Raw genomic sequence first — 23,085 nt, forward strand, 5'->3', positions numbered from 1 at the left:
CCCGCCGTTGTCACTACCTGCGGCGTTGTCGCACGATCGAGGGGCGGTCCCCGTGAGACCGCCCCCACACGATCGAAGCCGCGCTACACTCCGGCCGCCCGGTGAAAGACCAGGTCAGACAGCGAAATCCTGCTGGAGTACTAATACTCCAGCCGTAGATCGTGATCTTGTTAGCAGGGACCACGGCCTCCACGAGTTCCTGTCAGTACCAAAGAGTGAGCCCGACTGCGCCGACTCCCAAGTGCGCCGCGTACCGCAGCACCCGAAGTGGGCCGTCGATCAGCTCGTTGATGTCGCAGTTCGGGTCATCCGCCATCTCGTCCAGCCACAGCCGGATCCGGGCGGTCACGTGCGCCCGACGCGGCGGGGGAAGGACGAGCGCTTGCTCAGCCGCGGGGAGCGCGGCCCGTACTTGGGCGGCATCGAACAGGAACTGCCCGCAGCAGCCGGGGGTACGGAGTGTCGTGTCGCGGCCGAGCCCCCACATGAGTGCCGCCGCGCCGTCGCTCCTGGGTACGGCGGCGCAGAACATGCCTTCGCTCTCCTGCTGCGGGACTGCCTGAAGCAGGTAGTCCTGGAACTCGTCCACCTCGGGCTCGTCGTTCCGGACTCTGTACACCGCGTCGGCGAAGCGAGCGATTTCGTCAATGCGCGACGGCCGCGCGGGTATCCCGTCGAGCAATTCCGCGGGCGCGAGAGGCTCGCACCACTGGCTCATGTCGGCGGAGGACGTCGGCCACGTCCCGTGGGCGCCTGCAGCGTCGGGGAATCGGCGCCGCGCTTCCTCAAGGGGACCGTCCGCTACTACGCCGACCACCCAGACCCCCATCACGCCCATCCGCGCTCCCTACATCCATGTCACCCAAGACCGGCGATGGGGAAAGCCAGTGCCGTGACCGGGAAGGTTACCGTCGGAGGGCCTGGCGCTGGTAGTGGCTGCTACGCGCACGGGCCTGGTGTCGTCGGCGCCAGTTTGACCAGCTGAGTCGGTGAGCCAGGCCGCGTGGTTGCGGTGCGGCGAAGGCGGTGAAGAGTCGTTGGATCTCGCCGCAGGTCAGCGGGGCGAGCCCTGGTGGCGTGATCACGGTGGTCCGTTCGTTGGCTGCCGTGACCACGAGGAAGGCGTGCGCGAGCATGGCCAGCGTGGTCCAGCGATGCCAGGAGGTCCAGCGGCGGACCTGGTGCTCGTCCAGGCCGGTCAGGCCCTTCGCGGACTGGAAGGTCTCCTCCACCGTCCAGCGGCGCCCGGCCACCCTGACCAGGGCGCTCAAAGGAACGGGTCCAGCCGAGTAGCAACGGTAGAAGGCGAGTTCGCCGGTGCGCCGGTTGCGTCGAATGAGCAACGACCGGTGACCCGTGCTGCTCGCCGGGCTGTTGATCTCTACTTGGGCCCAGTCGTAGAAACGGTGACCTTTGGCGCCTTCTCCGGCTGAGAGTCGCTGCCATGCAGTCTTCGGGAGGCAGTGGGCCAGCATGCCGGCCGTGAAGACGCCCGCGCGGGTCGGGATCGGTCGCTTGCGCGAGACGGCGAGGACGTAGCCGAACTGACGGCGCTCGAGTTTGTCAATCCCCTCGCAGCGTGGAGACGATCTATGCGGCCAGTCCCTCGGTGAGGGTGGCTCGGTAGTCACGTTCGTAGTCGATCGGGCTCTTGAACCCGCATACGCTGTGTAGCCGCCTGGTGTTGTAGAAGTCGGTGATCCAGGTGGCGATCCTGATCCGGGCCTCGGTGCGGGTGGCGAAGGTGTGCCGGTGGACGTACTCGACCTTGAGCACGCTGTTGAATGCCTCGCTCACGGCATTGTCGAAACAAGATCCAACTCTGCCCATGGACTGGGTGATGCCCAGCCTGCGGCAGGCCCGCTGGAACGTCCGGGAGCAGTACTGGGCGAGTTCAACCGATCCCAGGGGAGTCACTGACCAGCTGGGTGAGTGAGCTGGCCCATCAACAGGATTTCGAGATGAAGCCGCTTCTTCGGGAACTTCACCTCGACAGGGTGGGTGGGCTCACTGCGGCCGAAACGCGGTTGTCCGATGCTGTGGTCCGGCGGATGGAGAAGCTGACCGGGATCGACGCCGAACGCCTGCACGCGATGACCCTCGCGCGCTACGCCGGTAACGCGCTGCCGCATCTACCGCTGCTCGCATCTGATGGCGTGGCAGTTCAGCAGTGGCACACGGGGGCGTGGCTCCACCGTTCGCGGGCACGCTGGTGCCCCAGGTGCCTGCGCAACGGCAGTAGTTCGCGCTGGCTCCTGCGCTGGAAACTGCCCTGGTCATTCGCGTGCGTTGATCACGCCGTCTACATGGTGACCGAATGCCAGTCCTGCTGGGACACCGTCGATTTCCGGCACGACGCCCCACCCCAGCGAAACTGCGACAACATGACCGACGAGGGCGAGTGGACCTACGACCTCAAGGAACCCTGCGGACACCCCCTGAAAATGTGCCAGTCGGTACCCATCAGCGACGACTCCGTCCTGACCTCGCAGGAGCGTGTCAACGCCTGGCTCGACGGAACGCCCACGCATGAGGACAGGCAGCTCGTGGCCCTTGCGGCCGTACTTATCCCACTGCTTTCGCCGTCGATGGTGCGCCGCGGTGACCCCCTGCTGCGGTATGCAGTCCGGTCTCCGCGGGGCACCGCGCAGCGGCAGAGGAACGGCAAAAGGCCGTGGACCGATTCGCTTCGGGTGGCCGCCGCGGTATATGCCGCAGACCGGCTCTTGGACGGGTATTCAGTCAGCGACATCGTTGACTGGATCTTCGACCTACGCCTTATCGATCACCGGCGCAGACCATGGCACATGGACATCGCGGAGCTGGCGTACGGGCCTGGACTGCGGCCCAATCCCTTCGTCGAGCCGCTGGTGCGCCGCGGGCTGATCACTCTCGGCGGCTGGCTCTGATCGGACCAGCGCGGCGCGCTCGACGTCGTCCAGGTCGGCGGCACGGAGGAAGTCGGCGACCTTACCCGGCATGTCGAGGGTGACCGGCAGCTCCGGGGCTGGGGTACCCCGGGTCGGCGGCCTTGTACTGGGGCAGGGGGTCGGCGACGGCGGTGCGGATGGCGCCGCAGCTGATGGCGTGGTCGGGGGCGAGGGCGGCGATGGACCGGCCTTCCAGGTACGCGGTGTGCACGGCGTCGGTCTTGTTGGCCGCGATGGCCGGGCGGCGCCCGCCCCTGTTGCCCTTGGCCTCGGTGGTCCGCAGTCCGTCGTCGTAGGTCAACTCGCGTGGGAGGTCGCCCTGGAGATCGCCGGCGGCGAGGGTCTGCACCATGAACTTCACCGTGGACAGCGGTTCTCCGGTGCGCGGGTGGCGGGCGGTGAGGTCGATCGCGGAGGACGCTCCGTCGTCGATGCGCAGGGCGGGACGGTCGCGGTGGAAGCCTGGAGTTGCCCTCCTTTCCTGCGCTGATGCGTGTCGTGAGAACAACAGTCATCGCAGGAAAGGAGGGCAACTCCAGGGTGGTTCCAGGCTCAGTGGGCCATCACCGGCTCGCCCTCGGACGGCGCCAGAGCCCGGTTCGGGATCAGGAGCGCCGCGATCACCGCACCGGCTACGAAGAACCCGGAGCCCCACGCGAAGGTGGCTGTGTAGCCCTCGACCCCGGCCTGCGCCGCGGCCAGCGCGCTGGGCTTGTGCGACGTCAGGTAGTCGGTCGCGGCCGAGGAGGCGATGGTGGTCAGCAGCGCCGTACTGATGGAGCCGCCCACCTGCTGACCGGTGTTGATCAGCGCCGAGGCGACGCCCGAGTCCTCGTGGTGCAGGCCTGAGGTCGCCCCCTGGAACGCGGTGGTCATCACGCTGCCGATGCCGAGACCCATAAGGATCATGCCGGGCATGATGTGGGTGGCGTAGGTGCTGTCCAACTCGATCCGGGTCAGCAGGGCCATACCGGCGGCGGCGAACAGGAAGCCGGCGGTGATCACGATCTTCGGGCCGACCCTGGGCAGCACCAGCACAGGCATGGTGGTCGACGAAGCGACGACGGCCGCGACCATCGGCAGGTACACCAGACCGGTCTTGATCGGCGAGTAGCCGAGGCTGGCCGCGAAGTAGTAGGTCAGGAACAGGAAGATCGAGAACATTCCCATGCCGATGACGAACACCGCCATGAACGAACCACCGCGGGTCCGGTCCAGCACGACGCGCAGCGGCAGCAGCGGATGCGCGACCCTGGACTCCAGCCAGACGAACACCGCGAGCAGCACCGCGCCGACGATCATGGAGCCGAGGGCGACCGGGTCGGTCCAGCTGGTGGACTCGACGTGCGCGAACCCGTAGACGACGGCGAACAGCGCGGCACTCACCACAACGATGCCCGGAATGTCCAGTTGAGGCTTCTTGGTGATCACGGGCTTGGCCAGCAGCAGCAATGCACCGATCAGGGCGGGGACCGCGAAGACGACGTTCACGTACATCACCCAGCGCCACGACGCCCATTCGGTGAGCATGCCGCCGACCAGCAGCCCGATCGCGCCGCCCGCACCACCCAGCGCACTGAAGATACCGAAGGCCTTCGCCCTTTCGGACGGTTCGGTGAAGGTCACGCTGAGCAGGGAGAGTGCCGCGGGCGCGAGCAGTGCGGCGAAGAGGCCCTGGGCCACACGTGCCGCGACGAGGATCTCGAAGTTGCCGGCCGCGCCGCCGAGAACGGATGCGGCCCCGAAACCTGCCAAGCCGATCACGAAGAGGGTGCGTCGGCCCAACAGGTCACCCAGTCGCCCGCCGAGCAGTAGCAGGCTGCCGAACGCCAGGGCGTACCCCGTGATGACCCACTGCCGACTGCCGTCGCTGAAGCCGAGGTCCTGCTGCGCCTCGGGCAGCGCGATGTTCACGACGGTCGCATCGAGCATGACCATGAGCTGTGCCAGGCCTATGACGGCCAGCACCCACCAGCGCACGGCATGTGAGCCGCGAAGGCCCGAGTCATTCTTCCCGGAGGCGGGCGCCTCGCGGTCGATGCTGGTACTCATTTTCTTCCCTTGCTTGGTGGGCATGACTGAACGCCGTCTGGAATCTGATGGGGTTTCCTCGCCGGTGAAGGTGAGGGTGGTGGGTGGTGGGCGGGGATTTCAGCCCTGGAGGGCCGCGTCGGTGTCCGCGATGGCCAGCTTCTTGTTGATGTCGATGCCGGCCAGTGCGCCGGCCGCTGCGGAGGCCCCGACCTGGGCGACCGGATCGGTGACGTTGCCGGCCACCCACACACCCGGCACCTCGGTGGTGCCGTCCGGGCCGGAGGCGAAAGCGCGGCCCACATTCGGCAGGTCCCGCACCGGCAGGCCCAGTCCTTCCAGGCCCTGAGTGCGGGCCTGCATCTGCGGGACGACCCCGAGGACGCGGCGGGCCACGACCTGCCCGTCGGCCAGGCGCACCCCGGCGAGGGCACCGTCCTCGTCGTCGACGACCTCGGCAACCGGGGTGTCGATGACGCGGATACCGCGGGCGGCGAAGCGTGCGCGGCTGTCCTCGTCCAGGTCGGTGCCGTTGGTGAAGTAGGTCAGGTCCTCCGTCAGCTGCCGGAACAACAACGCGGGGCCGATGGAGGCCGGACCGGTGGCGAGGATGCCGATGGGCTCGTCACGCACCTCCCAGCCGTGGCAGTACGGGCAGTGCACCACACTGTTCCCCCAGTGCCCGGCGAGCCCGGGCACCTCCGGCAGCACATCCTTCAGGCCGGTGGCCACCAGGATGCGGCGGGCGGTGATGCCGCGGCCGTCGGCCAGGGTGACGGTGAACCGCAGGTCCCCGTCCGCCGACAGGGCGGCAGGCTCGGCCGAGACCACCTGGCCGTGGACGACGCGTCCGCCGTACTGGCGCACCTGCTCCCGGCCCCGCCGGAGGATCTCGGAGGGCGGGGTGCCGTCCAGGGCGATGAGGCCGTGAACGGCGTCGGCGGGCGCGTTGCGCGGGGAGCCGCTGTCGATCACGACGACCGAGCGGCGAGAGCGGGCGAGGATCAGTGCACCGTTCAGCCCCGCGGCGCCCCCGCCGATCACCACCGCGTCGACGGTCCCCTCGGCCAGTGCGTCGCTCGCGTACGCAGGAGCCGTCACAGCTGTCGCCTCCTGCTTTTCCTTGTCAGTCATGGTTCGCTCAACCCTTCGAGTTCCGGATGGTTTGCAGGGGGATTCAGCTGTTCAGGAAGCCCAGGAAATGGTGGGCGACCGTCTTGGGCTGCTGTGGAGGGCTGCGCCGAGGAGTTCAAAGGCATGGGTTGCCCTCGATCGCGCCAGGCGTGCACGCAGCCGGTCCGGTGAGCTCAGGACCGTTGTGTACTGAACAGTCAGAAACGTAGGCGGTTCTGTACTGAGTTGTCAAGTTGAACAGGGTGACCCTCGCCCATCAGGGCAATGTCCGTAATGTCAAGTTTGGGCTTCTGGGTGATCACGGGCTTGGCCAGCAGCAAGCCACCGACCAGGGCGGGGCCGTGAAGGCGGCGGTTACGTACATCACCCACCGCCACGACGCCCATTCGGTGAGCGTGCCGCCGGGCAGCAGCCCGAAAGGCTCGATGGTTCCGGGCCCGTAAATGCCGGCGAAGTCCTCGCCGAGGCGAACAGCAGAAGACCGCAGCGCCACGCTCTGATCGAGACTCAGTGCGTTGCGGAAAAGGGGGTACCTGTTCGATGAGCGGGGGCTTCTTCGTGTGCGGTGCGTGATCGCGACGGGGTAGGGGCAGGCAGGGGCGGCTCGTTGTGACGGCGTGAGTCGCGGGCACGGCAGGATCTGGAGTCCTGGACAGAGGTTCCGGAGCAGGCTCAGGCGGAGGTGCGAGCCGCGCGGGAGCGAGTCGAGCGGGCCCGGGTGGGGCGTGAGGAGCCCGTGTCACTGCTGGCCGGGGAGAACATGGTGAGTTCGCCGGTTTCCGTGCCGTCCGGTGGTGAAGCGGTTGCCGCTGGGGGGTCGAGTGGCTCCGGCGCGAGTCATGGCGAGAGGCCACCGGTGTGGGCGGTCGGGCGGCCGAACGGGCGGTTCCTGACGGCTGCGGCGTGAGAGGCCCAGCCGAAAGGCCGACGTCAGCCAGGAACACCTCGGCAAACGGTTCACACGACGGTCGGCGATACGCCGAAGCCGCGGGCCCACAGAGCAGATGCGCCACCGTTCGCGCCGGGGCGGGACACGGCCCGCCGCACCGCCAGCGCGCTACCCACCCCGAACGGAGACGCCACCCTCATGAACGCTGCCATCGGCGCGGTCACCGCTACCGCGCTGGACGCCCCTCAGACGCGGTACGCGGGCCCCCGACCGTCGAGTCACCGTCTGCGGTCGGTGATGTTCAGCAACACGGCGCTCGGAGTGGTGAATGGGACGTTGAAGGTGCTGCCGGTGACGGGGATCCGCAGTGGCCTGTTCGGGGTGAAGCTCCCGTCGGGAGCGACCTGGGAGCCGGCGAACCGGACTCCCGAGGTCGCCTCCAGCGAGGGACCTTCCAGTCGCTGAAGACCGGCCCGGCGGGCGGTAACGCCGTTGATCCTCACCGCGACGGTGCCTTTCAGTGTGTTGTCGAGATTGTCGATCACGACTCGGACAGCGCGGTCAGGACTCCGCACGGCATAGGCGGTGACGTTCGCCGCGGCGCCTGAGACACGGGTGGGCAGGAACTGTCCTCCGTGCAGGGCGGAGACCAGCAGGCCGGCGTAGTAGGAGGGTTGCGCCTGTAGTCGTGCGTCGGTGGTGGCGGTCTGGTCGGGGAAGCAGATCCAGGTGTAGCCACCGCAGTCGTGGGGCTGCTGGTGAAAGTTGATCCCGCTGATTCCCTCGTGAGCGGCGGTCAGCGCGTAGTCGACGGTCCACAAGGCAGCGGCCAGGGTGTTGGACACCCCAGCCTTGCCTCCGTTGGCGACGCTATTGGTCTCTGAAATGTGCGCCGGCAGCCCGGCCGTGCGTGCTTGCTGTGCGAACAGGTCGACGAAGTTCCTGGTGTTCGCGGCGGTCGTTTTGGACAGGAGGTTGTCGATGGTCGCCGGTGTTTGGATCTCGGGCCTGTTGACCAGCGGGTAGTAGTGCTGGTCGAGGAACCGGGTCTGGTGACCGAACGCGCTTGTGTAGGCCGACCACCAGCTCGGTATCGGCTTGGTGATCGGGTCGGCCTGGGGCAGGCCCCACAGGAATCCCGCGGCGTCGGGGCCGGAGAAGCGCACCCCGTGCGCGGACTTGCCGATGGCGGCCAGGTAGGCGGTGGCCTGCTTGATGTAAGTGTCGGTGGTGTAGTTGGGGACGCCGCGTATCGGCAGGTACAGGTTGGGTTCGTTGCCGAGCTGGATCGTGCGCAGCAGTGGCCCGAACTGGCGCCGTGCGGCGGTGGCCAGGCTTGCGGCCGCGGCCGGGTCGTCGTGGAACAGGTTGACGCCCAGATCGATCGGCCACCGGGTGTGCCGCGCCAAGGCGCCGGCGCGGGCCAGGTCGGTCGGGGTGATGACCTGCCCGTCGGCCCAGGCCGGCGGCGGCACGGAAGGATCTGGCTGCCAGGCGGTCGCGTCGGCACCGTTGGCGGCGAACCGCATCGAGCCGCGGCCGAGGTTGTCCAGCATTCGGGCCAGGTTGCCGTGGCTGGCGCTCACCCACGGCTCGTGCAGTGCTCCCTCTTCGAACGACAGGCCAAGGAAGTCGCCGGGAATGGCCGCTTCGCCCTGGCCGGAGGCGTCAACGGTCACCGTCAGCGCCGGGGACGGGCGGGCGGTCGATGCGTGAGCGACGGCGGGCGTGATCGCGAGCACGGCGGCCGCCACGGCGGCCGGAAGCCGGACTTTACGCATGGTCACCTCGGGTCGATTCAAGGGCTGCGGGTGGGTCAATTCAACGGCTGGTTTTGGTTGCTGAGTGGTCAGTTGCTGCTCGGGGTCAGGCGGCCCTCGAAGGCGATCTGGAACGCATGGAGGGGTGCCTTCCAGCGCATGGTCCACCTCTTGCTGCGGCTAGGACCTTTGAGATCCCCATTTGTCGGAGTGTCGGCTACGTTCCGCTTTGGGTGGCTTCCCAGCGGGCGGGTGCGGGCGCATCGGCCTGCAGCGGACGCTGATAGGCGAGATCGGTCCGGTCCCGGGTCCCTTTGAGATAGCCCTGTGCGGTGAAGAACGGAGACCGCAGCACGGAGGCGTCGGCAGTGAACATGACCTCGACGGTGGAGTGAAGTTCCCCCGTGATCGTGGACAGCGGATGGTTACGCTGCAGGGGCGAGGTCTTGTGTCGTCAGGGCCCTGGTCTCGACCGGGGTGACGTATCCGTAGACGGGATGCTTCCGCAGGCGGGTGCGGTTGTACTCGACCTCGATGAAGCGGAAGACATCGGCGCGAGCTGCCTCGTGGGATGCCCAGATCGTGGTGCCGATCTCCGCCTTCAGCAGCCCGAAAAAGCTCTCAGCTGCGGCGTTATCGTAGCATGAGCCCGTTCTTCCCATGCTCTGCCGAATACCCAACTCCCTTATGAGAGTGCGGTATTCGTGTGAGGTGTATTCCGAACCGCGATCCGAGTGCGCGATGCAGCCGGCCTTCAGCCCGCCTCGGCTGGCGGCCATCCTCAACGCGTCGACGACGAGCCCGGCCCGATGGTGGTCAGCCATCGAATAGCCGACGACCTCGCGAGTGGCCAGGTCGATCACCGTGGCGAGATACCACCAGCCGGCCAGTGTGGGCAGGTAGGTGATGTCGGAGACCAGTTTCGCGCCGGGCTCGGTGGCGGTGAAGTCACGTCCGACCAGGTCCGGCGACGCGGACGCCTTCCTGTCCGACCGGGTCAGGCCACGGCGCCGGCGGCGGGTGATCCCGCTGATGCCACGTTCGCGCATCAACCGCTCGACCTTCTTCCGGTTGATCCGCCGCCCCTTCCTGCGTAGCGCCGCCGTGATCCTCGGGGCGCCGTATGCGCGGCGGGACGCAGTGTGGATATGCCGGATCTCGGCAACCAGTTCGCCCTCCTGGCGGGCGCGTTCCTCGGCCGTGGGCCGGGCGGCGAGGTGGGCGTAGTAGCCCGAACGGGACACGCCCAGCACCTTGCACATCAGGGTGACACTGTGACCACCGGGGTTGTTCTCGGTGGCCTTCTCCGCGTCGATGAACGCGTAGCGCGCGGCTACTTCGTCGACTCCCTCGCGAAGAAGGCCGCGGCTTTTTTCAGGACCTCGATGGTCTGCTGCTGTTCCCGGTTCTCCCGTCGCAGGCGGCGCAGTTCCTCTTTCTCGTCGCTGGTCAGCGCGCCCGTCGGGCCCTGGCCCCGGTCGGCTTTGTCCTGGTTCACCCAGTTCCGCAGCCCCTCCGGACTCACGCCGATATCCCGGGCGACCTCGGTCACCGTCTTCCCCGACGAATGGACCAGCGCGACCGCGTCCCGCTTGAACTCGGCCGTGTACCGCTTGCGCATGTTGCTCTTCTTGCTCACTACCTGGAACTGCTTCCTCCGGGACCAACCGTCCCAGTATCAGGCTGTCCAGCCCCAAGGGGGAACTTCAGGAGCGACGTAGCGCGATGCGCCAACGGCCTTCGCGTCGTTCCAGCCGGTCGAGGTAGCGGCCGCTGACTATTTGTGCTGTGCGCCCGTCGGTGCCCAGCAGGACAACCAAGGCGTAGCTTTCGCAGTGCGCCGTGTCGCCGTCGATCTCGCAGGAATGGGTCGTGATGTTGTGCGTATGCACCTGTGAGGTGGCGGCGTGCGCGGGGTTGACCCAGTCTGCGTAGTCGGCGCCGGTGTTGGTGGCGAAGCCGTGCTCGTCGAGCGCGTCGGCATGGTACGCGCTGGTGATCAACTCGTCGTCGTGCCGGTCGCAGCCGCGAGCGTGGCGGGCGAGGCAGTCGAGGATCTCGCTGCGGTCCAACAGGTAACGCACGTCGCGTTCGACGGTGTCGGGACGGGTCTTCATGTCAGGCCACCGTCTCCTCGCCGACGAGTGTGGTGCGGTGCATCAGCCGCCGTGATGTGGGGTCGAAAGGCAACGCCCGGTGCAGCATGCCGGTGTTGTCCCAGATGACCAGGTCACCGCGGCGCCAGTGGTGGCGCAGCGCGAAGCGCGGCTGGGTGGCCCATTCCAGCAGATGGTCCAACAATGCCCGTCCTTCGTCGGCGGCCAGGCCGACGATCTCACCGGCGGTGGCGCCGAGCAGCAGGGACTTTCGGCCGTTGCGCCGGGTCCACACCAACGGATGCACGGCGGAGGGCACCTGATCCCACGCGGCGCGCTCCTGTTCCGAGGCATCCGGGTTCGCTCGCAGCTGTGCGGCGGCGAAGCTGTGCGCCACGCGAAGATCCGAGATCTTGGCGCGCTCTTCGTCGGGCAGCGATTCGTAGGCGAGGTAGGTGTTGGCGAACTCGGTGTCGCCGTCGGCATCATCGACCTCGCGAGCGGTCAGCAACGTGGCCTTCTGCGGCAGCATGTCCGTTGCGCCGTCGATGTGCCACAGGAAGTTGCCCTGCCGGTATGTCGCGAGCGCAGCGTTCGTCTTCGCCGGGTCCAGGGTGATCGTAGCTATCTCGGGATACCGGTGTTCCCCCGTTTTGGCGGTCACCACGTCGCCGAGCAGTCGACTGAGCGCGACCAGTTCGTCATCGCTGATGTTGAGTTCGCGATAGACCACGACACCATGCTCATCCAGTGCCGCACGGCACTCCTCGGCTGCCTCCTGGTTGACCAGCTGGTGGCCGGCAGCGCCGGTGACCTCGACCCCGAACGGCTTCAGAGTTGCGTAGGTGAAGGCCATGGCATCTCCTCAGAGGTTTGCTGTTTTGTACAAGAAGACTATATTCGAATGAGGAGAGTCAAGTTCTCATCCTTGAGAAGTGAGACTTCCATTAGGTGGAAGGGGTATCTCGCGAGTGCACTTGGCGCCGATCACAGCCTGGAGAACTTGCGCGGGATGCGGCCTTCCTCACAGGGCGGTTTCTCTCGGCCGAGTCGAGCTCCGACCTTCCGGTCGGACGTACTGAACCAAGGAGGCAGCGATGCGGATCGGCCTGACCGGCGGCGGTTCGTCCCTCGACAAGATCGTCCAGCAGGCACAGCGCGCCGAGCACGACGGCTTCAGATCCCTGTGGTATGCCAGCGTCGTTGCGGGCGACCCCCTCGTCGCCATGGCGTTCGCCGGGCAGGCGACATCGTCGATCGAACTCGGCACCGCCGTCCTGCAAACCTATCCGTGCCATCCACTGCTGCAGGCCAACCGTGCGGCATCCGTGGTGAACGCGATGGGCCGGCCCGGCCTCACCCTCGGCGTCGGCCCTTCGCACGAAACACTGATCCGTGACGTGTACGGCCTCTCCTATGACAGGCCCGGCCGCAACACGGAGGAGTACATGGCGATTCTGACCGGCTTGCTGCGCGGCGAGGAGATGGACCACGTCGGCACCGAGTGGACAACGCACAGCGCAGGCCGGATGGCCTCACTCGATCATCCGGTTCCGGTGCTGGTCGCCGCGCTGAGCCCGCGCCTGCTGCGCGTCGCGGGTGAGCTCGGCGAAGGAACCGTGCTCTGGATGGCCTCGGCGCAGGCGATCGAGACACACGTCGCTCCGCGGCTGCACGCGGCCGCGGCCGGACGGACGACGCCCCGGATCGTCGCCGGGCTGCCGGTGGCGGTCCACGATGATCCGGCCGAGGCGCGTGCGGCCGCGGCCGCACGCGCCAGGGTTTACGCCGGAATGCCGAACTACAACCGAATTCTCCACGTCGGCGGCGCCAGCGAGCCAGCCGACGCTGCCATCGTCGGCGACGAGAAGTCGGTGAGTAAGCAGTTGACGGCTGTGCTCGACGCCGGCGCAACGGACATCTGGGCAGATGTCTTCCCCGTGGGGAACGACCGATCCGCATCCCGGCGCCGAACCATGGACCTCCTTCGCGAGCTCGCGACGTAGCGAACCGCAGCACTCTCGATGATCATCTTCTCGAAGTCGTCCATGCCACCGCCGAGCCCCGTCCCCGGACGATGTGGACCGCGAAGCTGATGGGAGGCACCACGGCCCGACCGCCTGTGGTCCCGCACAGGCCTGCACCGGGCATGCCGTGCCGGTTTGACTATGGAGGGCATGGGCCGCAGCACGTGGTGCGCAGGCGCCATCTCATTCTCAAGGAGGAGGCATCCGGCCCGCTGCTGGTGCGCTGCTACTAAGCACAACTGCCAGTAGGTGCACGATGCCCGGAGGGCTCGGATCCACGAATCTTGGGGAGTACCCGACTTCGATGTGGAGACCCTGACTCGTGGCTACCCTCCTCTACCGCGTGGGCCGCGGCGCCTTCCAGCGGCGCCGGCTTGTCCTTTTCGTCTGGACAGCGGTCCTCGTGGCCGTCGGCGCAGGCGCCGCCCTGGCACCGTCCGCCAACGACAGCGGCACGTCCTTCATGCCCGGCATCGAGGCGCAGAAGGCCTACGACCTGATGGCGAAGCGCTACCCCGGGGCGAACGGCAACGCAGCCAGCGCCCGGATCGTGTTCGTCGCGCCGCACGGCGAAAAAGTGACCGCGGGCAGCAACCGCAGGATCATCGAAGAGTTCACCACCGCCGCCGGTAAGGGACCTCAGGTCGCCACCGCGGTCGATCCCTTCGACGCCGGTACCGTGAGCAAGGACGCGTCCATGGCGTACGCGACCGTCTCGTACAAGATCGCGGCCAAGGATCTCACCGACGCCGGGAAGACCTCGCTCCAGCACTCCATCGACGTGGCGCGCAAGAGCGGGATGACCGTCGAGGTGGGTGGCACGGCCCTCGCCACCCAGCCGTCCGCGGGCGGCGCATCCGAAGGTATCGGCATCCTCGTCGCCGCACTGGTCCTCCTGGTGACCTTCGGCTCCCTCGCCGCTGCCGGTCTCCCCCTGCTCACGGCGATCATCGGCGTCGGTGTCAGCACGGCAGCGATCATGGCGCTGTCCAGCACCTTCAATCTCTCATCGACGTCCGGGACGCTGGCATCCATGCTGGGGCTGGCGGTAGGAATCGACTACGCCCTGTTCGTCGTATCCCGGTACCGCGAGGAACGGGCGAAGGGGCACGCGCCCCAGGAAGCCGCCGCACTCGCCGCCGGCACAGCGGGATCCGCCGTCGTCTTCGCAGGCGTCACGGTCGTCATCGCCCTGGCGGGTCTGTCGGTGATCGGCGTTCCGATGCTGACCAAGATGGGGCTGGCCGCAGCCGGTGCCGTCGTCATCGGTGTCCTGATCGCTCTCACCCTGATCCCGGCTCTTCTCGGCTTCTGGCCCAACGCTGTCCTTGCCCGCCGCGACCGTAGGAGGGGGATGCCCCAGGACCACCACAAGGCCAACGGCGGCAGCCGCTGGGCCCGGTTCGTGCTGCGCCGGCCGGTCCCCATCCTGATCGTCGGGACGGTCGGCTTGATCGCCGTCGCGGTGCCTGCCACGGGTCTGCGCCTGGGCATGCCGGGCGACGAGTCCAAGCCCACCTCCACCACCGAGCGCCGCGCCTACGACGATCTGTCCCGCGGATTCGGAGCCGGGTTCAACGGGCCGCTGACGATCGTCGTGGACGCCAAGGGTGCCCACGATCCGAAGGAGGCGGTATCAGCGATCAGCGAGAAGATCAGGAGTACCGAAGGGGTCGTGAGTGTCTCGGCGGCCCGGTACAACGCCTCCGGTGACACCGCGATGATCTCCGCCACGCCGTCGACCGGCCCGACCGCGGAAGAGACCAAGGACCTCGTCCACACCATCCGCGGCGAGCGTGGCGCACTGGAGTCCGCCACCGGCGCGACCTTCGAGGTCACAGGCAGCACGGCGATGAACATCGATGTCGCCCAGGCGCTGCAGGACGCGCTGATCCCCTACCTGGCCGTCATCGTGGGCCTTGCCCTCCTGCTCCTGCTGGTGGTCTTCCGCTCGGTTCTCGTGCCGGTCAAGGCAGCCCTTGGCTTCCTGCTCTCGGTACTGGCAGCACTGGGGTCGGTGGTCATGGTGTTCCAGTGGGGATGGGGAGCCGGCCTCCTCGGCATCGAGCAGCCCGGACCGATCATGAGTCTGATGCCCATCTTCCTCGTCGGGATCGTGTTCGGACTCGCCATGGACTACGAGGTCTTCCTGGTGTCCCGTATGCGCGAGGCCTACGTCCGCGGAGAACGGCCCAGTGAGGCGATCGTCAGCGGCTCCCGCAACAGCGCCCGTGTGGTGGTGGCGGCCGCGGTCATCATGATGGCTGTCTTCTCGGGCTTCATCGGCGCCAGTGAACCCATGATCAAGGCCATAGGCTTCGGCCTGGCCATCGCGGTGCTGTTCGACGCCTTCGTGGTCCGCATGGCGCTCGTGCCCGCGGTACTCGCTCTCCTTGGCGCACGGGCCTGGTGGCTGCCATCCTGGCTCGACCGGATTCTGCCCCACATGGACGTCGAGGGCGAAGGGCTGACCCAGCAGCCGTCCCTCATGACGTCGGGCACCAGCACCCAGGCTCACCAGCCGGCCGGCATCTGAATCCGGACGCTCATGGGTCGCCGTTCCCTCACCGGGCGGCGACCCAGGCCATGACGTCGATGTCCTTGAACGGAGACAACGATGAAGCTCACGGGGCGCAGCGCCGCAGCGAGAGGCTACCGCCCGGGCACAACCGCCCAGGTGCTCGCGCTGCTCTGCTTCACCGTGGGCGGCAGCCTTCTCTCCGACGGACTGCTGGACAGCCGGACCACCATCTGGCCCGGCGTGGTCCTGTCAGCCGTGGCCTGCCTGGCCCTCTTCCGGCAGGCGGATCAACCCCGTCTCGTCGTCCTCATCACCACCGCGTGCACCATGGCCGAGGGAGTACTGGGCTATCTGCTCACTCCGTTGGTCATGGCCCCGATGATGGCGGCGCTCTACCTGATGGGTGCCCGAGCCGACCGGTTCATCATCCGCAACTGGTCCCTGGGAACGGCACTGGCGGTCGGAATCACCACGCTGATGTTCGGGCCGGGCGGCAGATCAGCCATCCTCACCACCGTGAACCCCATGGCGTGGGCCCTGCTCCCCGCGGCCGTCGGGAGCTACGTGCGGGTACGACGGGCCTACATCGCGGAAGTGCACGCCCGCGCCGAGCACGCGGAACAGACCCGGGAAGAGGAGGCACGCCACCGGGTGGCCCAGGAACGGATGCGCATCGCCAGAGAACTGCACGATGCTGTCGCCCACCATCTGGCCCTCGCCAACGCCCAGGCCAGCACCGCGGCACACCTCACCCGGACCCGTCCGGAGACGGTCGGACCGCTGCTCGACAACCTGGCGGAGACGACTGCCTCCGCCCTGCGCGAACTCAAGGCCGCGGTCGGACTCCTGAGACAGGACACCGACACGGACACCGCACTCGTACCGGCGCCCGGTCTGGAGCGACTCGACGAGCTGACCGACGGCCTGAAGGCCTCAGGACTCGATGTCGACGTGACCGTGGACGGCACCCCCCGCAGGCTCTCGGCCGGAACCGACCTCACCGCCTTCCGCATTCTGCAGGAAGCGCTCACCAACGTCGCGAAACACGCACCGACCGCCACCGCGCACGTCCGCATCGCCTACGCACCGAACCGTCTGACACTCACAGTGATCAACGGCAACGGAACCGTAACCGCAGCTCCCGTGTCCGCCACGGGCTTCGGGCTCATCGGCATGCGCGAGCGCGCCCACTCGCTCGACGGCACCCTCAAGGCAGGTCCCCGTTCTGACGGAGGGTTCGAGGTTATTTGCGATATGCCTTTGCCCCCACCAGCTGACGAAAAGACTCACTCATGACGATTCGCGTGCTCCTCGCCGACGACCAAGCGCTCCTGCGGGCCACCTTCCGCATCCTCATCGAGTCAACCCCCGGGATGACGGTCGTCGGTGAGGCGGCGGACGGGCTGGAAGCGATCGACCTCGTCCGAACACATCGGCCCGACGTCGTCCTCATGGACATCCGTATGCCCAACAGTGACGGTCTGGCCGCGACGGCGGCGATCTGCTCGAATCCGGAGCTGGCGGACGTCCGAGTACTCATCCTCACCACCTTCGAGAACGATGAGTACGTCGCTCGGGCTCTGCGGTCCGGTGCCAGCGGATTCCTGGGCAAGGACGTCAGCGCCCAAGTCCTCCTCGCGGGAATCCAGACCGTGGCTGCCGGAGAGTCCCTCCTTTCCCCGGCGGCGACCCAAGCCCTGATCACGCGTTTTCTCGCCACGCCGGACCCCGACGAACAGCTCGCGTCGCCCGAGACGATGGCCCTGCTCACCCAGCGGGAACAGGAAGTCGTAGTACTGGCGGCACACGGCAAGTCGAACAGCGAGATCGCCGAGGAACTCGTCGTCAGCCCGCTGACGGTGCGCAGCCACATCCAGCGAGCCATGACAAAGCTGAGCGCCCGCGATCGTACTCAACTCGTCGTGATGGCCTACCAGTCGGGCCTGGTCCGGGCCCTGCCGAGAGACTGAAACGGCTCGGCGGAACATGAACTCTGCTCACCAGCGTGCCGGCGCCTCCGACTCGACACGCAGTGGGCGCCGGCAGGAGAGATCCTTCCGGTCGCGTGCGCCCTTGAGGAAGTCCTGTTCCTTGTAATAGGGCGCCTGAAACGCCCTGGCTTCACCCTCGCTATCGGTCCGTCCTACGCACCCCTCGTCCATGGCTCAGTCAGTTACTCGAAGGCGTCGAACAGGCCGTAGTCGGCGTTGCTGACGACGCGTCCAGGCGGCCGACGTGTGCGGGTGCCTGCTGGAGGGCCTCGGTGGTGGCGGCCCTGGCCGTCATGTTCAGGACCGGCGAAAGGATCGCCGCGCCGTGGGCGGCAAATGGGCCTGTCTTCAAGATGACGGGGCCTCATGCGCGATCGAGGTCAGGCCGTGATCAGCTCCGGTGGTACCGGCAGTGTCATGAGGCGGAGCAGTTCAGCGACTTTGGCGTCGAGTTGTGCTCCGACCTCGGCGATGCGGGGATCGCCGAAGCTGGCGAATTTGCTCGACGGCTGGTCGATGCTGAGTTGTACGTGCCCGGAAGCGGTCTCGTAGATCGCGGTTCGCAGGGGGGCGTACAGGATGGTGCCGGGGTCGTGCCGGAACATGGTTTCCGCGATGACGTTGTTGCCCATCATGTAGGTGACCGCGCGCAGCCGGTGTCCCGACAGTCGCATCACCGGCATCGGATCCAGCGTCCAGTAGATGGCAAACGAATGAGGCGTGTGTGTGGCGATGTAGGCCTGCAACGCCGCGAGGTCGCCTGTGCCGGCCACCTCGGCGAGTTCGGCGAAATCGATGGCGGGTACCAGCGATTCGTAGCACCGGCGGACGTCGTCGAAGGAGTCCTCGGTGTCGATGACAAGGCGGTTGACGAGGTGGGGGACGGCCTGAGTCATGGTTCTTTCCCATGTCTGGACGGGGATTGGCGGGGGGTGCCGGTCGTTTGGGGTCAGGCCGCGTCGAGCAGGATGCGTGCCATCTCGTCGGGGCGCTCCAGCGCGGAGAAGTGGCCGGTGCGGGGCACGGTGATGCGGTGGACGTCGGTCAGCGCGTTGGCCACGCGGTCTCGTTCGGCGGGCTTGGACCAGTCGTTCTCGCTGTAGACGAGGGTGACGGGTGCCGACACGCGCGGATAGCGCTCGCGGGCCCGGTCGAATCCCTTGAGGCTGCGGAAGATCCCTCGGCCGACCTTGTCGTAGCCCTTGCGGCGGCCGCTCCTCAGCAGCTCGGTGATGAAGTCCTCGGGCAGCTTGGTCTTGTCGACATAGCCGCCCTGCAGGATGGCCCGGAAGATGGGTCGCGGCTCCTGGGTGGCGAAGAAGGGGCCCAGCACGGGCATCCGCACGCTGGAGATGATGACGCGGGCGATCAAGTTCCCGCGTTCACCTCCCTGGGGGTAGTCGTAGCTGTTGAACGCCACGACCCGGCTGACCCGGTCCTTCAGGTCGACCGATGCCGACAGGGACAGGGCGCCCCCGAGCGATTCGCCCGACAGGGTGACGTCGTGCAGGTCCAGTCCGCGGACGAATTCGACGACCGCGGCCCGCAGCTGCGGCTCCTCGTACTGTGCGCCGGGGACGATGTCGGACCATCCCATCCCGGGCAGATCCAGCGCGTAGACCGTGTAGTGGTCCCACAACAGCGGGATCACCCGCTGGAAGTAGTCGAGCTGACCGCGCACGGTGTGCATCAGCACGAGGGCGGGGCCGGTGCCCACGGTGTAGTAGCGCAGCCGCGAGCCATCGGCTCTTGTGAAAAACCGCACCTCGCCGCGGCCGTTGCTCCAGGTTCTCGCGTACGTCGCGTCGGGAAACTCGTTGCGCTCCATGGTTCTGTCCTTTCAGACGAGGAGAATGCCACAATGCGGGCAATCTGCTCATTTCTTTGATCTGTGAAGTTGATCAGGCGCAAAGAGGTGCGGTCGCCCGAAGTGTTCTGTCTCAGCGGCCCGCGAGGGCCGTGCCGGTGATCCGGTGGAGCGTCGGCCGGTAGCACTGCTCGGCCATGACCCGCAGCCCGGCGCGGGTGTTCTGCATGAGCAGCGCCTGCGCTCTGGAGTCGACGTCGTGGCCGACGTCACCGTCCCGCTGCCCCTGCCGGATGAGGGCGGCTGACATCCACCACTGGCAGCCCTGGTCGGCCAGGCTCAGCGCAGCGTGTCCGCCCAGTTCGCCGGCACGCGCCCCGCCGGTCCCGGCGAGGGCTGGTCGGCAGGGTGGGCGTCCGGGGGCGCCAGGGCCGGACCGGACTCGTACAGCTCGGACGTCTCGTAGTTCCAGAACCAGGTCTCGCCCGGCTCGTAACTGCGGATCACTGGATGGCCGGTGTCCCGGAAGTGGCCGGTGGCGTGCTTGGCCGGTGAGGCGTCGCAGCAGCCGATGTGGCCGCACTGGGCGCAGCGCCGCAGATGGAACCACCAGCCGCCGTCGGCGTCGCACTCGACGCAACCGGCACCGCTGGGCGGGACGCTGGGGTCGATGCCGGTGTCCATGGTCATGACGGCTCCTGGGCCGGGTCGGGGACGGTATCGGGGTCGGGGGCGGTGAGGGGGAGCAGCACCTGGAAGCGGGTGTCGCCGGGTACGGACTCGACTTTCAGGTCACCGTGGTGCTTGTTGACGACGATCCGCCAGGAGATGTCGAGCCCCAGCCCGGTGCCCTCGCCCACGGGCTTGGTGGTGAAGAAGGGATCGAAGATCCGTCCCCGGATGTCCGGCGGCACTCCGGGGCCGGTGTCCCGGAACTCCACCAGCAGCCGGTCGTGTTCGAGGGCCGTCCGTACGGTCAACGTCCCTTCGCCGCCCGCGCTCTTGATGGCGAAGACGGCGTTGTCGATCAGGTTGGTCCACACCTGGTTCAGTTCGGCCGGGTAGGCCGGGATCCTCGGCACCGAACGGTCGTACTCCTTCACGACCTTGACCTGGGGACCGAACTTGCCCGACAGCATCAGCAGCGTGCTGTCGAGGAGTTCGTGCACATCGGCGACCTGGTAGGGCGCGCGGTCCAGCTGCGAGTACTGCTTGGCGGCGTCGACGAGATGCGAGATACGGGTGGTGGAGTCCTCGATCTCGGACATCAACAGCTCGGTCTCGACCGTGTAGGTGAGCCACCCGATGGCACTCTGCAGGGTTTCCTGCTCGTCGACGGCCGCCGCGATCTGCTCCAGCCAGTCGACGTCGAGACCGCCCTGCACGAAGGTCGGCGCGATCTGCCAGCCGTTTGGGACACCGTGGTCGTCCAGCCAGTCGGCGAGTTCGTCCTCCCGGTCGGACGCTTCCAGCGGGCTCAGTGCCGGCGCCTTGGAGACCCGCTCGGCCGTACGCTCCTGGAAGTCGACCAGGGCCACAAGGAGGTCGCGGTGGTAGGGGCCCGAGGCGATGACGCCGAGCTTGTTGCGCATCTGCGCGACCCGGTCCCTGAGCGCCGAGGTGGCCCGTACGGCCGCCGCGGCCGGGTTGTTGAGCTCATGGGTGAGACCCGCGGACAACGAGCCCAGCGCCAGCAGCCGTTCACGCTGCCCGACAGCCCGCTGAAACGTCTGCGAACCGAGGGTGAGCCCCTCCAGGAGATGGACCGCCATCGGAAACCACTCGTGGATGAAGTTCGCGAACGACTCGGCGGGCAGGACGAAGAACCGTGTCGGCTCCGACACCCGCAGCGAGTTCATGTACCGCTGCGGTTTCCCGTCCCCGAGGAACGCCATCACGGCCCCCGCGTACACCCCTGGCTGGGACGTGCGGCTCACCTCGATGTCATCGCTGCCCACCCGGCGCGACATGACGACCGTGCCCTCGATCATCACGTAGAAGTCGGTCGCCGGGTCACCTTCGGCGAACACCGGCCCGGGGTGGAACAGTTCGACCTGTCCCTCGCTGCACAGCCTGCCGAGCTGCTCGGAGCTCAGCTTCTCGAACAGGAACAGCGAACTGATCTCCGCCGCGCTGCACGGCATCACCCGCCCGCTCACGACTGCTCCCGATACCGGTGTACGAGCATCACGGCCATGGCTCCCTCTCCGACGGCGGACGCGACCCGCTTGGCGGACTCCGCGCGCGCGTCCCCGGCGACGAACACGCCGGGGATGTTGGTCTCCAGGTGGTACGGCGGCCGGTCCAGCTCCCAGTCGGCCGGTGGCCGCCCGTCGGCGGTCAGATCGGGCCCGGCGAGGATGAACCCGCGCTCGTCCCGCAACACGGTGCCCTCCAGCCAGTCGGTCAGCGGGGCCGCGCCGATGAACACGAACATCCACTGCGCGTCGACCCGTTCGGTCTGACCGCTCGTCGTGTCGCGCAATGTCAGCTGTTCCAGATGGCCGTCGCCGTGCGCGGCCTCGACGACCGTGTGGGCCCGTACGAAGATGTTCGGCGACTGGGCGATCTGCTGGACCAGGTAGTGCGACATCGACGCGGTGAGATCCGCTCCGCGCACCAGCAGGGTGACCGACTTGGCGCCCCGGGACAGGTACATCGCCGCCTGCCCGGCCGAGTTGGCACCGCCGACGATGTACACGTCGTGGCCCTGGCAGGCGGCGGCCTCGGTCAGCGCGGACCCGTAGAACACCCCGCGGCCCGACAACTCGTCGGCACCCGGCGCCTGAAGCTGCCGGTAGGACACACCGGTCGCCAGGATCACGCTGTGCGCCGCGATCTGCGACCCGTCCGCGAACCGTACGAGCCGCGCGGCCCCGCTGCTCTCCAGACCGGTCACCTCCCGCGCGGTGAGGATCTCGGCGCCGAACTTGGTGGCCTGGCGTCGCGCCCGGTCGGTGAGCTGGCCTCCGGACACGCCGTCCGGGAAGCCCAGATAGTTCTCGATCCGTGAACTCTGCCCGGCCTGTCCGCCGGTCGCCGTCCGCTCCACGAGCACCGTTCGCAGGCCCTCCGAGGCCCCGTACACGGCCGCGCCCAGCCCGGCCGGTCCGCCGCCGATGACGACCAGGTCGTAGAAGTCGGCCGTGGGTGTGGTCGCCAGCCCCACGTGCGCGGCCAGTTCGGGCACCTCCGGCTCGACGAGCGCCGTACCGTCCGCCGTGATCACCACCGGCAGCCGCTGCCCGTCCGCCCCGGCCGCCGCGAGGAGGCGCTGCCCCTCGGGTTCCTCGCTGGAGTACCAGCGGTAGGGCACCTGGTTGCGGGCCAGGAACTCCCGTACGTCCGACGAGCGCGCCGACCACCGGTGACCGACGACCTTGGTGCTCGGCACCGGCCGGAGGTCACTGCGCCGCCACGCCTCCAGCAGGTCGTCGAGCACCGGGTAGAGCTTCTCCTCCGGCGGGTCCCACGGCTTGAGGAGGTAGTGGTCGAGGTCGACGACATTGATCGCGTCGATCGCCGCGTTCGAGTCCGCGTACGCGGTCAGCAGCACGCGCCGGGCGCCCGGGTACACGTCCAGGGCCTGTTCGAGGAACTCGATGCCGTTCATCTGGGGCATCCGGTAGTCGGCCAGGATCACCGCGACCAGATCACCTCGCAGCTTCAGCTCCCGCAACGCCTCCAGCCCGGACTCGCCGGACTCCGCACGCACGATCCGGTATGACCCGCCGTAGCGCCGTCGCAGATCGCGGGCGACGGCCCGGGACACTCCGGGATCGTCGTCCACGGTCATGATGACGGTCCGCGCAGCGTCCAGGAGCGGTCTGACGGGAGATGCTGATGATGGCTTCGGTGTCTCTGGTTCGGACATGTGCGTCTCCTCGGGCGCCGCCCCG

23 protein-coding genes and 1 pseudogene are annotated in these 23,085 nt (G+C 67.7%); 5 read left to right on the top strand and 19 right to left on the bottom strand.

From position 1 onward, the window contains the following. Positions 1 to 202 precede the first annotated feature (202 nt). The 3 genes and pseudogenes from ACIQVL_RS44115 to ACIQVL_RS44125 all read right to left on the bottom strand — a co-directional run bounded on the left by ACIQVL_RS44115 (position 203) and on the right by ACIQVL_RS44125 (position 1,917). Complete coding sequence (locus ACIQVL_RS44115) at positions 203 to 838, bottom strand: hypothetical protein (RefSeq protein WP_403445966.1); 636 nt, start codon at positions 836 to 838, stop codon at positions 203 to 205. Between the two features lie 67 nt (positions 839 to 905). Beyond that, positions 906 to 1,559 (bottom strand): annotated as a pseudogene (locus ACIQVL_RS44120) (IS701 family transposase); the annotation flags it as partial. Between the two features lie 31 nt (positions 1,560 to 1,590). Next, the gene (locus tag ACIQVL_RS44125; RefSeq protein WP_403478293.1) at positions 1,591 to 1,917 is read right to left on the bottom strand and encodes an integrase core domain-containing protein; all 327 of its coding nucleotides are present in this window, start codon (positions 1,915 to 1,917) and stop codon (positions 1,591 to 1,593) included. A gap of 11 nt (positions 1,918 to 1,928) precedes the next feature. Here ACIQVL_RS44125 and ACIQVL_RS44130 point away from each other — a divergent pair, with 11 nt between their 5' ends. Beyond that, on the top strand, positions 1,929 to 2,909 hold the full coding sequence (locus tag ACIQVL_RS44130) for a TniQ family protein (RefSeq protein ID WP_403478294.1): 981 nt from the start codon (positions 1,929 to 1,931) through the stop codon (positions 2,907 to 2,909). Positions 2,910 to 2,970: 61 nt separating this feature from the next. On the opposite strand, the gene ACIQVL_RS44135 is transcribed toward ACIQVL_RS44130, so the two are convergent. The 10 genes from ACIQVL_RS44135 to ACIQVL_RS44180 form a co-directional block, all read right to left on the bottom strand. Further along, a complete protein-coding gene (locus ACIQVL_RS44135) occupies positions 2,971 to 3,438 on the bottom strand; it encodes a hypothetical protein (RefSeq protein WP_403445957.1) in 468 nt (155 codons plus the stop codon). Positions 3,439 to 3,482: 44 nt separating this feature from the next. Then, positions 3,483 to 4,982 (bottom strand): MFS transporter, encoded by a 1,500-nt coding sequence (locus tag ACIQVL_RS44140; protein ID WP_403478295.1) that lies wholly within the window; start codon positions 4,980 to 4,982, stop codon positions 3,483 to 3,485. Between the two features lie 99 nt (positions 4,983 to 5,081). Next, the gene (locus tag ACIQVL_RS44145; protein WP_403445952.1) at positions 5,082 to 6,095 is read right to left on the bottom strand and encodes an NAD(P)/FAD-dependent oxidoreductase; all 1,014 of its coding nucleotides are present in this window, start codon (positions 6,093 to 6,095) and stop codon (positions 5,082 to 5,084) included. A gap of 197 nt (positions 6,096 to 6,292) precedes the next feature. Beyond that, positions 6,293 to 6,481, bottom strand: coding sequence for a hypothetical protein (locus ACIQVL_RS44150; protein WP_403478296.1), 189 nt, complete (start codon positions 6,479 to 6,481; stop codon positions 6,293 to 6,295). A 781-nt stretch (positions 6,482 to 7,262) separates the two neighbouring features. Then, positions 7,263 to 8,804 (bottom strand): glycosyl hydrolase family 79 C-terminal domain-containing protein, encoded by a 1,542-nt coding sequence (locus ACIQVL_RS44155; RefSeq protein WP_403478297.1) that lies wholly within the window; start codon positions 8,802 to 8,804, stop codon positions 7,263 to 7,265. Between the two features lie 157 nt (positions 8,805 to 8,961). Further along, entirely contained in the window at positions 8,962 to 9,120 is a 159-nt protein-coding gene (locus tag ACIQVL_RS44160; RefSeq protein ID WP_403478298.1) for a hypothetical protein, read from the bottom strand. A gap of 49 nt (positions 9,121 to 9,169) precedes the next feature. After that, positions 9,170 to 10,060 carry an IS3 family transposase gene (locus ACIQVL_RS44165; protein WP_403478398.1) on the bottom strand — a complete coding sequence of 297 codons (891 nt, stop codon included), beginning with the start codon at positions 10,058 to 10,060 and terminating at the stop codon, positions 9,170 to 9,172. 17 nt (positions 10,061 to 10,077) lie between these two features. Further along, on the bottom strand, positions 10,078 to 10,383 hold the full coding sequence (locus ACIQVL_RS44170) for a transposase (protein WP_403434926.1): 306 nt from the start codon (positions 10,381 to 10,383) through the stop codon (positions 10,078 to 10,080). A gap of 67 nt (positions 10,384 to 10,450) precedes the next feature. After that, the gene (locus ACIQVL_RS44175; protein ID WP_403478299.1) at positions 10,451 to 10,861 is read right to left on the bottom strand and encodes a nuclear transport factor 2 family protein; all 411 of its coding nucleotides are present in this window, start codon (positions 10,859 to 10,861) and stop codon (positions 10,451 to 10,453) included. Position 10,862: 1 nt separating this feature from the next. Continuing rightward, on the bottom strand, positions 10,863 to 11,696 hold the full coding sequence (locus tag ACIQVL_RS44180) for a TauD/TfdA dioxygenase family protein (protein WP_403478300.1): 834 nt from the start codon (positions 11,694 to 11,696) through the stop codon (positions 10,863 to 10,865). 241 nt (positions 11,697 to 11,937) lie between these two features. On the opposite strand from ACIQVL_RS44180, the gene ACIQVL_RS44185 reads away from it, so the two are divergent. The 4 genes from ACIQVL_RS44185 to ACIQVL_RS44200 all read left to right on the top strand — a co-directional run bounded on the left by ACIQVL_RS44185 (position 11,938) and on the right by ACIQVL_RS44200 (position 17,358). Then, positions 11,938 to 12,846, top strand: a complete 909-nt coding sequence (locus ACIQVL_RS44185) for a TIGR03564 family F420-dependent LLM class oxidoreductase (protein ID WP_403478301.1) — start codon at positions 11,938 to 11,940, stop codon at positions 12,844 to 12,846. A 343-nt stretch (positions 12,847 to 13,189) separates the two neighbouring features. Then, complete coding sequence (locus ACIQVL_RS44190; RefSeq protein ID WP_403478302.1) at positions 13,190 to 15,403, top strand: MMPL family transporter; 2,214 nt, start codon at positions 13,190 to 13,192, stop codon at positions 15,401 to 15,403. A gap of 81 nt (positions 15,404 to 15,484) precedes the next feature. Further along, positions 15,485 to 16,684, top strand: coding sequence for a sensor histidine kinase (locus tag ACIQVL_RS44195; RefSeq protein WP_403478303.1), 1,200 nt, complete (start codon positions 15,485 to 15,487; stop codon positions 16,682 to 16,684). Next, the gene (locus tag ACIQVL_RS44200; protein WP_355712364.1) at positions 16,681 to 17,358 is read left to right on the top strand and encodes a response regulator transcription factor; all 678 of its coding nucleotides are present in this window, start codon (positions 16,681 to 16,683) and stop codon (positions 17,356 to 17,358) included. Before ACIQVL_RS44195 ends, ACIQVL_RS44200 begins: the two co-directional genes overlap by 4 nt. A 401-nt stretch (positions 17,359 to 17,759) precedes the next feature. Here ACIQVL_RS44200 and ACIQVL_RS44205 read toward each other — a convergent pair whose 3' ends face one another. The 6 genes from ACIQVL_RS44205 to ACIQVL_RS44230 all read right to left on the bottom strand — a co-directional run bounded on the left by ACIQVL_RS44205 (position 17,760) and on the right by ACIQVL_RS44230 (position 22,982). Further along, positions 17,760 to 18,275, bottom strand: coding sequence for a DUF302 domain-containing protein (locus tag ACIQVL_RS44205; RefSeq protein WP_403478304.1), 516 nt, complete (start codon positions 18,273 to 18,275; stop codon positions 17,760 to 17,762). Positions 18,276 to 18,328: 53 nt separating this feature from the next. Continuing rightward, a complete protein-coding gene (locus ACIQVL_RS44210; RefSeq protein ID WP_403478305.1) occupies positions 18,329 to 19,207 on the bottom strand; it encodes an alpha/beta fold hydrolase in 879 nt (292 codons plus the stop codon). A 112-nt stretch (positions 19,208 to 19,319) separates the two neighbouring features. Continuing rightward, positions 19,320 to 19,496, bottom strand: a complete 177-nt coding sequence (locus ACIQVL_RS44215; RefSeq protein ID WP_365695030.1) for a hypothetical protein — start codon at positions 19,494 to 19,496, stop codon at positions 19,320 to 19,322. 29 nt (positions 19,497 to 19,525) lie between these two features. Then, positions 19,526 to 19,876 carry a UBP-type zinc finger domain-containing protein gene (locus ACIQVL_RS44220; RefSeq protein WP_403478306.1) on the bottom strand — a complete coding sequence of 117 codons (351 nt, stop codon included), beginning with the start codon at positions 19,874 to 19,876 and terminating at the stop codon, positions 19,526 to 19,528. Beyond that, positions 19,873 to 21,345, bottom strand: a complete 1,473-nt coding sequence (locus ACIQVL_RS44225) for an ATP-binding protein (RefSeq protein ID WP_403478307.1) — start codon at positions 21,343 to 21,345, stop codon at positions 19,873 to 19,875. Before ACIQVL_RS44225 ends, ACIQVL_RS44220 begins: the two co-directional genes overlap by 4 nt. Further along, a complete protein-coding gene (locus ACIQVL_RS44230; protein WP_403478308.1) occupies positions 21,342 to 22,982 on the bottom strand; it encodes an FAD-dependent oxidoreductase in 1,641 nt (546 codons plus the stop codon). The genes ACIQVL_RS44225 and ACIQVL_RS44230 overlap by 4 nt, the downstream gene beginning before the upstream one ends. Between the last annotated feature and the right edge of the window lie 103 nt (positions 22,983 to 23,085).

The organism is Streptomyces sp. NPDC090499 (assembly GCF_044769305.1).
Taxonomy (GTDB): domain Bacteria; phylum Actinomycetota; class Actinomycetes; order Streptomycetales; family Streptomycetaceae; genus Streptomyces.